This window comes from Mesorhizobium sp. P3_A9, assembly GCF_056402975.1.
On sequence record NZ_JBFUGJ010000045.1, the window covers coordinates 19,417 to 27,932 of the forward strand.

Consider the following 8,516-nt stretch of genomic DNA (forward strand, 5'->3'; position numbering starts at 1 on the left):
GCTTAGGCGAACACATGCGCCTTTCCCGACACGGTGAGCCGCACGATCTCGCCGACCGCCGGCGCGTCCATCCCGGATTTGCGCAGTATCAGCGGCGTGTTGCCGATCGCGGCGGCATCCGGCGGATCGGAATTGTTCAGGAGCCGCACCGCAATCGTGCATGTCGAGCCGGCGAATTCCGATTCCGTCACCTCACCGAACAGCATGTCAGTGGTACCCGACATGCCTTCGCGCGATGTTCTCTTCAGGGCGATCTGCTCCGGCCGCAGCATGATGCGGGCGATATCGCGGCTCTCATTGGTGTCGACGGCGATGCGGCCGAGCGGCGAGTTGGCGAAGCCGCCCGCTATCTTCGCCGGCAGGATGATGGCGTCGCCGAGGAACTCAGCGATCATCCTGTCCTTCGGCTTGAGGTAGAGMTCGCGCGGSGTGCCGACCTGCGAGAACTTGCCGTCGCGCATCACCGCCACCTGGSYGGCGAAGGACAGCGCCTCGGCCTGGTCGTGCGTCACCAGGATGGTGGTGATGCCGGCAGCCTCCAGCAGTTCGGCCACCGCCTTGCGCATCGAGGCGCGCAGACCGGTGTCCAAGGCCGAGAACGGCTCGTCGAGCAGCATCAGCCTYGGCTTCATCGCCATGGCGCGGGCGAGGGCCACGCGCTGCTGCTGACCGCCGGAGAGTTCGTGCGGGCGGCGCTTGAGGATYGCCTTGTCSAGCCCGACGATATAGGCGAGYTCGACGATGCGCTCGGCGCGCTTGTCCTCGCCCCGGCCCATGCCGAAACCGATATTGTCCGATATGGTCAGATGCGGGAACAAGGCGCCATCCTGCGCCACCACGCCGATGCCGCGGCGATGYGCCGGGACRGCRGCGCCGCCATTGGCCAGCASCTSGCCGTCGAGCACGATGCGGCCCYGGTCCGGGGCCTCGAAGCCRGCGATCAGCCGCAGCAAGGTGGTCTTGCCGCARCCCGAGGGKCCGACGATCGCGGTCCGGCTGCCGCTGGCGACRTTGAGGTCGACGCCGGCMAGKGCTGCSACCGGGCCGTARTGCTTGTGAAGGCCGCTGATTTCGAGAAAGCTCATCGTCCGGCCATCCGTTTCGACTGGACATAGAGCAGCCAGGTCAGGGGCAGCGACATCGCCACCATGATGAAGGCGTAAGGGGCGGCCGAGGCGTAGTCGATCTCGCCGCTGTAGGACCAGAACGCCATCGCCAGTGTGCGGGTGCCGTTCGGTGCCAGCATCTGGGTCGCGGTCAGCTCGTTCATGATGCCAAGCGCCACAAGCGCCATGCCGGCCGCCGCACCGGGTGCCGAAAGGCGGATGGTCGTCGACCAYAGCGCGTTGAGCGGACGCCGGCCGAGGCTGGACGCGGCGCGCTCGAGCTCGACCGGGGCCTGGGCGATCGAGGCGCGCAGGCTGACCAGGGCACGCGGCAGGAACATGAGGGCATAGGCGACCAGGATGGTGAACAGCGTCTGATAGAGCGGCAGGGCGATACGCACTGTGATGGTGACCAGCGCCAGCGCGATGACGACACCCGGTAGCGAGCCGACGATGTAGTTGCAACCCTCCAGCAGGCGCTGCAACGGCCCGGGCGCGCGGATCGAGATCCAAGCCATCGGCATGGCGGCGACGGTGGCAAGCAAGGCCCCGGCAAGTGCCAGGAACAGTGTCTGGCCGAGCGCCAGGCCGATCTCGTCGAGACGCCAGACATCGGCGCCGCCGGCGACGAGCCAGCGGCCGATGGTGACGAACGGTACGCCAAGCGCCAGCAGCGTGGTGACGACAACCATAAGCAGGCTCGGTATGGTGGCGCGCCCGAGGCGTGTGCGTTGCTGGTAGCGGGCCGCGCCGGAGCCGACACGGGCATAACGCTCCTCGCCGCGCACCAGCACTTCGAGGCCCAGAAGCACGAAGCAGCAGGTCACCAGCACGCCGGCCAGCATGTTGGCGGCCGGTCCGTTGAAGGTCGACTGGAACTGGTCGACGATCGCCGTGGTGAAGGTGTCGAAGCGGATGAAGACATAGAGGCCGTATTCTGCCAGCAAATGCAGTCCGACCAGCAACGAGCCGCCGCAAATGGCGAGCCTGAGMTGCGGCACCACGACGCGCCAGAAGACGCGCCAGGGTCCAAGGCCAAGGGCTGCTGCGGCATCCTCCAGGGCCGGATCGAGACGGCGCAGCGCCGCCGATATGGGCAGATAGAGGAAGGGGAAATAGGCGATCACCGACACCAGCACGCCGGCCCACAGGCCGTGCAGCCCGGGCACCATGGTGATCCAGGCATAGGAGTGGACGAAAGCGGGAATGGCGAGCGGCGCCACGCACAGCCAGGCCCACAGCCTGGCGCCGGGCAGATCGCTGCGCTCGGTCAGCCAGGCCAGCGCSACMGACAGMACGATGGCGATCGGCACGGCCAGCAGCACCAGCAGCGTGGTGTTGACCAGCAGTTCGCCGACGCGCGGCCGGAAGACCAGCGCCGAAACCGTCTCCCAGCCTGTCTGCACCGCGATCCAGATGATGAAGACCAGCGGCACAAGGGCGAGCAGCGAGACGAAGATGGCGGCGGTGACAAGCCAGGATGCTGCCCGCCGCTGCGGCCTTCGACGCATCTTCATCGGCAGCTCCGAGCGCGCGAGATCGAGCGTGGGCTGCATCAGCTCGGACGCCCCACGGCTGCGGCGGGGTGCCGGCAATCAAGGGACCGCGGTCGGCGGTCAGGAACGCAGCGTGTCGTCATCGACGAAGGCCATCTCGAAAATAAAACGCTCCCGCGGAAGGGCAAGGTCCCGCGGGAGCACGGTCTGACGTCCTTATCAGGACGAACGGCAACTAAAGCAAGCCGGCTGCCGTCATCAGGTCGGTGACCTTCTTGGAGTTCAGCGTCGTGGCGTCGACCTTCGGCGCCTGCAGATCAACCAGCGGCACCAGCTTCGGATTGGACCCGGCATCCTTGCCGACCGCGTATTCGAAGGAGGTTCCGTTCTTCAGCACATCCTGGCCGCCCTTGCCGGTCACCCACTTCAGGAAGGCCTGGGCTTCCTTCGGATGCTTGCTCGAGGCCAGCACGCCGCCACCGGAGACCGAGACGAAAGCGCCCGGATCCTGGTTCTTGAAATAATGCAGCGCGACATTCTTGCTGTTCTCGCCGGTCTTGGCCTGATCGCCGAAGTAGTAATAGTGGTAGATCACCCCGCCTTCGATCTCGCCGGCATTGACCGCCTTCATCACCGTGCTGTTGCCCTTGTAGGCGGTGAAGTTCTCCTTCATCGCCTTCAGCCAGTCCGCCGTGGCGGCCTCACCTTTGAGCTGCAGCAGCGCGCTGACGATGGCCTGGAAATCGGCGCCCGACGGCGAAGCGGCCCAGCGGCCCTTCCAGCTCGGGTCGGCAAGGTCGAGCAGCGACTTGGGCAACTGGTCGGCCTTGAGCTTGGTCGTGTTGTAGGCAAAGACGGTGCTTCGCGCGGCCACACCCACCCATTTGCCGCTGGCTGCCTGATAGTCCTGCGGCACCTGAGCCAGCGTGTCTGCATCGACCGGTGCGAACAGGCCGGCGCTCTCGACCAGCACCATGGCGGGTGAATTCTCCGTCAGGAACACGTCGGCGGGCGAGGCGGCCCCTTCGGCTACGATCTGGTTGGAGAAGTCGCTGTCGCCGCCATTGCGCAGTGTGACCTTGATGCCGGTTTCCTTGGTGAACCCTTCGGCCCATTCCTTGGCCAGGCTTTCATGCTGGGCGTTATAGACGATGATGCCGGCATCCTCGGCCATCGCCGGACCGGCGGCCAGGCTGATTGCAAGTGCGGCGGCACCGGCAAGGGCGGAAAGGGTGAATTTCATGGCGTCATCCTCGATGTCGTTGGTCTTTGCACGCTGCACCTATCGATACCTGACAGGCATAGTCAACATTGATGGCTGCTTCAATCGGTCGCTGAGGCGCAAAGCTCGACGCAAAGCGGACAATTCCATGTGATGGCGGTATGGATTGACGGTTTCTCGCGAGGCGTGATCGCAAGGCCTCTAAGGTGACCCGGTATGCGGCTGTGCCTTCAGGACCCGCAAACTTTCGTGATTTSCCMGYASTTTGGCTTGGACATTATTTCGCCGGCCACGTAACAAATCWGYGCCGAGGCRCGAAMATCGGGGAGTGAACTCTTGTGASCGGCAAGGACGAGGCCGAGCTTTCCCGGCTGATGCGGGCCGCGATCGCGGGAGATGAAAAGGCCTATGCCGACTTTCTGCACCGGATTGCCGCGCTCGTGCGCGGCTTTGTCCGGCGCAAGATCGTACAGGGCGGGGTCGATCCCGAGGATGTCGTGCAGGAAACCTTGCTGGCCATTCATGTGAAACGGCATACTTGGCGCCAGGACGCGCCGGTGCTGCCGTGGATCTATGCGATCGCCCGCTTCAAGCTGATCGACGCGTTCCGGCGGCGCGGTCGGCGCATCGAGATCGATGTCGACGATATCGCGGAGACCTTCGCCGAGCCGGAGACCGAAACCGTCAGCGAGCGCGACATCAATCGAGCCTTGGACGGGCTGCCGCCGGCGCAGCGTTCCGTGGTTTCGGCGGTATCCGTGGAAGGCCGCTCGATCGGCGAGACGGCAGCGAAGTTCGGCATCAGCGAGACGGCGGTGCGTGTGTCGCTGCATCGCGGACTTGCCGCCATAGCCAAGCGATTTGGGCAGGGGCGATTCGGGCGGGAATGACATGAGGACCGAGGATCTCATCAAGGCGCTCGACGCCGATGCAGGCAGCAAGGCGATGCCATTGCGCTCGGCCTGGTGGCTGGCTGCCGGTGCGGCCATTGTCATCGCGGCAGTCGTCTTCCTGCTGACGATCGGCCCGCGCCCCGACTTCATGGTGGCCGCGCACACGATGCGCTTCCTGTCGAAATTCGTTTTCACCATCGTGCTGGCCATCAGCGCCTTCGCCCTTATCCGCGCTTTGTCGACGCCAGGTGCCCCGACACGTCTGGCGATGGCGGGGATGCTTGCCGCGCCTCTGCTGGTGGCCGTGGCGGTGGTCCTGGAACTCTTCATGGTGCCGGAGGCGTTGTGGGGCACGCGCATGGTCGGCTCCAACATGATGATCTGCATGGGCTTCATCCCGCTGATCGGCATCGGCCCGCTGGCCATCTTCCTGTGGATGCTGCGCTATGGCGCGCCGACGCGGCCGGTGTTGGCCGGCGCGGTGGCGGGGCTGCTCGCCGGCGGCTTGGCGGCGACCTTCTATGCCGCGCATTGTTTCGACGATTCGCCGCTTTTCGTCGCCACCTGGTACACGATCGCGATTGCGGCGCTTGCCTTGCTTGGCGCGCTTGGCGGACGGTTTTTCGTGCGCTGGTAGCAGGATACCTGCGGCCACACCCCGTGCAAACCGATCCTTAATCATGCCGGCAATTGTTTGCCGGTTATTCCTGTCGCCAGTACCCCCTACGCAACCTTTCCTTAAAATCGATCCTTCAGGGTTTTAACGGGAAAAAGCGATTGCCCACGGGGGTGGCACGGATCGTGAGATTACCAGGACTCATCGGGCTCCACAGGCGAGCTTTACCGGCGTTGCTTGTCGCCGGCCTTGCCGTAGCGGCGGTCTCGGTCGTGCTGTCGAGGCTGGACCTCGGCGCCGAGGCGCTCAGATTTTGTCTTCAAGCTTCGGTCGCCGTTGCGGCCGGCGCGCTTTTCCTCACCGGTCTGTTCGTCGTTCGCATCTTCGACGACCGGCGGCAGATCGCGCAGAGCGAGCAGCGTTTCCGCCGGGCAATGCAGGATTCGGCGATCGGCATCGCCATTGTCGGACTCGACGGGCGCATTCTCGAAACCAATCCGGCCTTCGCCTCGATGCTTGGCTACAGCCGCGAGGAGATCGAGGCGCTGACCTTTTTCCAGATCACGCACCCTGACGACATGCATGTCGGGCGCGAAACCATGGAAGGCATCAAAGCGGGCACGGTCAACGCCTTCCACCTCGAGAAGCGTTACCTCAAGAAGGACGGCACACCTGTCTGGGGCCATCTCGCCGGCTCCGTCATTCGCGACGAGAAAAGCGGTCGCCCGCTCTATCTCGTCTCGCAGATCGAAGACATCGACGCGCGCAAGCAGGCCGAGGCGCGCATCGCTGAGGCCGAAACACGCTGGAATTTCGCGCTGGCGGGCGCCGGCCAGGGCGTCTGGGATCTCAATATGCGCAGGGGCGGCACGACCTACTCCTCAACGTGGGTCAAGATGCTGGGCTATGAGGACGGCGAACTCGATGGCGATCCCGACCATTGGATGACGATGATTCATCCCGACGATCGCGAGGCCGTCGCCGCGGCGGATCGCGAGCATCTCGCCGGCAAGACGGAGTTTTTCGAAGCCGAGTTCAGGATGCGCCACAAGGATGGCCGCTGGGTCTGGATCCTCGATCGCGGCAAAGCCATCGAGCGCGACGGGGACGGGCGTCTGATCAGGGCGATCGGCAGCCTGACCGACATCACCCGACGCAAGGAAGCCGAAGAGCACCTGATCTTATCGGCGGCAATGCTTGCCGACGAGAAGGAGCGGCTGAGGGTGACGCTGCAGTCGATCGGCGATGCCGTTATCTGTACCGATGCGGCGAACCGCGTCACCTTCATGAACCCGGTTGCCGAGAAGCTGACCGGCGTTTCCGGCGAGGCGGCCCTCGGCAAGACGCTCGGCCATGTCTATTGGGCGGTCGACGAGGAGACGGGTCACAGGATCGGCGTGACACGGCCGGCGCTCGGCGCGGAGGCGCCTTCCGACCAGAACAGCCGCGCGGTGTTGATCCGCCGCGACGACACACGCTGCAGCATCCGTCAGGTCGTGTCGCCGATCATGAACGAGCGCAACGAATTCTGCGGGTTGGTCATCGTCTTCCAGGACTTCACCGATGCGCGTGCCCTGCAGCGCCAGCTCGCTCACGCCGCCGCGCATGATGCGCTGACCGGCCTTGCCAATCGCTCGAGCTTCATCCGCACCATGGAGGGATTGGTCGATCAGGCGCGCAAGGACGGCACGACGGCCGTGAGCGGCCATCAGTTCATGTTCATCGACCTCGATCATTTCAAACTGGTCAACGACACCGGTGGCCACGCCGCCGGAGACGCCTTGCTGAAGCGGGTCGCCGAGGCCGTGCGCGACGTGCTTGCGCCCGAGGACATTGTCGCGCGCCTGGGCGGCGACGAATTCGCGGTCATCCTGAAGTCGGGTTCGACCGCCGGCGCCAGGATCGCGGCGCGCTCCATCATCGATGCGATAGCTGGGCTCGACTTCACTTGGGACGGCCGGCCGCACGCGATCGGTGCCAGCATCGGGCTGGCGGCGATCTGCGCCAATTGCGGTGAAGTCGATGAGATCATCGCAAAGGCCGACGCCGCCTGCTATGCGGCCAAGGCCGCCGGCCGTGGGTGCGTTTCGGTGGCGCCGGATGACAGGATCACCGACGACAGGTCAGAACCGCCCGCGCCGCTTGCCGCGGCGTCATAAGCGGACGCGTACCTCTTTTTGACGCAATTCCGGACGGAAAACCGCTTCACACTTTTCCTGGAATTGCTTTAGCGCGTCGGAACCGGGTGCTCGCCGCGATAGTCGTAGAAGCCGCGCCCAGTCTTGCGGCCGAGCCAGCCGGCCTCGACATATTTCACCAGCAGCGGGCAGGGGCGGTATTTTGAATCCGACAGGCCGTCATGCAGCACCTGCATGATCGACAGGCAGGTATCGAGGCCGATGAAATCGGCCAGCTGCAGCGGTCCCATGGGATGGTTGGCGCCAAGCCGCATGGCGGTATCGATGGCATCGACCGAGCCGACGCCCTCATAAAGCGTGTAGATCGCCTCGTTGATCATCGGCAGCAGGATGCGGTTGACGATGAAGGCCGGGAAATCCTCCGAGACCGTGATCGTCTTGTCGAGCTGCTTCACATAGGTCTTGGCCGCCTCGAAGGTCTGGTCCTCGGTGGCGATGCCGCGCACCAGTTCGACCAGCTTCATCAGCGGCACCGGGTTCATGAAATGTATGCCGATGAAGCGCTCCGGCCGGTCGGTCTGCGCGGCAAGCCGCGTGATCGAGATCGACGAGGTGTTGGTCGCCAGGATGGCTTCGGGATTGAGCTGCGGACAGAGCTGCGCGTAGATCTTGCGCTTGACCGTCTCGTCCTCGGTTGCCGCCTCGATCACCAGATCGGCGCCGGCCAGATCGGCCATCGTCGGCGCTGAGCCGATGCGCGCCATCGCCTGGTTGCGCAGCTTCTCGTCAAGCTTGCCGGAGCCCACCTGAYGGGCCATGTTGCCGCTGATGGTGGCGATACCCTTCTCGATGCGGTCGGGTGAGATGTCGTAGATCAGGACCTTGAATCCTGAAAGCGCGGAGACATGGGCGATACCCCCACCCATCTGGCCCGCGCCGATGATGCCGATCGTCTCGATCTTGCTCATTACACCGATCCCGTCAAAAGGCTTTAGCAGCCTGCTTTTTGTGCGGTGCAAACTAAAAGGGCGGGGCGACTTCGTCT

The 8,516-nt window shown here is 64.6% G+C and carries 7 protein-coding genes; 3 read left to right on the forward strand and 4 right to left on the reverse strand.

Annotation, left to right across the window (positions count from 1 at the left end; translation table 11 throughout):
- Positions 1-2: 2 nt before the first annotated feature.
- The 3 genes from AC1DX0_RS10005 to AC1DX0_RS10015 all read right to left on the reverse strand — a co-directional run bounded on the left by AC1DX0_RS10005 (position 3) and on the right by AC1DX0_RS10015 (position 3,845).
- On the reverse strand, positions 3-1,085 hold the full coding sequence (locus tag AC1DX0_RS10005) for an ABC transporter ATP-binding protein (protein WP_477355188.1): 1,083 nt from the start codon (positions 1,083-1,085) through the stop codon (positions 3-5).
- A complete protein-coding gene (locus AC1DX0_RS10010) occupies positions 1,082-2,662 on the reverse strand; it encodes an ABC transporter permease (protein ID WP_477355191.1) in 1,581 nt (526 codons plus the stop codon). Before AC1DX0_RS10010 ends, AC1DX0_RS10005 begins: the two co-directional genes overlap by 4 nt.
- Before the next feature lie 175 nt (positions 2,663-2,837).
- Complete coding sequence (locus AC1DX0_RS10015; protein WP_477223365.1) at positions 2,838-3,845, reverse strand: iron ABC transporter substrate-binding protein; 1,008 nt, start codon at positions 3,843-3,845, stop codon at positions 2,838-2,840.
- Positions 3,846-4,162: 317 nt separating this feature from the next.
- On the opposite strand from AC1DX0_RS10015, the gene AC1DX0_RS10020 reads away from it, so the two are divergent.
- The 3 genes from AC1DX0_RS10020 (at position 4,163) to AC1DX0_RS10030 (ending at position 7,492) form a co-directional block, all read left to right on the forward strand.
- Entirely contained in the window at positions 4,163-4,714 is a 552-nt protein-coding gene (locus AC1DX0_RS10020) for a sigma-70 family RNA polymerase sigma factor (RefSeq protein WP_477355194.1), read from the forward strand.
- Between the two features lies 1 nt (position 4,715).
- Positions 4,716-5,354 (forward strand): NrsF family protein, encoded by a 639-nt coding sequence (locus AC1DX0_RS10025; protein WP_477223367.1) that lies wholly within the window; start codon positions 4,716-4,718, stop codon positions 5,352-5,354.
- A 212-nt stretch (positions 5,355-5,566) separates the two neighbouring features.
- The gene (locus tag AC1DX0_RS10030; RefSeq protein WP_477223368.1) at positions 5,567-7,492 is read left to right on the forward strand and encodes a PAS domain S-box protein; all 1,926 of its coding nucleotides are present in this window, start codon (positions 5,567-5,569) and stop codon (positions 7,490-7,492) included.
- 68 nt (positions 7,493-7,560) lie between these two features.
- Here the strand turns inward: AC1DX0_RS10030 and AC1DX0_RS10035 are convergent, their stop codons facing one another.
- Positions 7,561-8,439 (reverse strand): 3-hydroxybutyryl-CoA dehydrogenase, encoded by an 879-nt coding sequence (locus AC1DX0_RS10035; RefSeq protein ID WP_477355197.1) that lies wholly within the window; start codon positions 8,437-8,439, stop codon positions 7,561-7,563.
- Between the last annotated feature and the right edge of the window lie 77 nt (positions 8,440-8,516).

Bases quoted from the DNA above. Each gene is read 5' to 3' on its own strand.
- AC1DX0_RS10015 (WP_477223365.1), bottom strand. From the start codon at position 3,845: ATGAAATTCACCCTTTCCGCCCTTGCCGGTGCCGCCGCACTTGCAATC.
- AC1DX0_RS10025 (WP_477223367.1), top strand. From the start codon at position 4,716: ATGAGGACCGAGGATCTCATCAAGGCGCTCGACGCCGATGCAGGCAGC.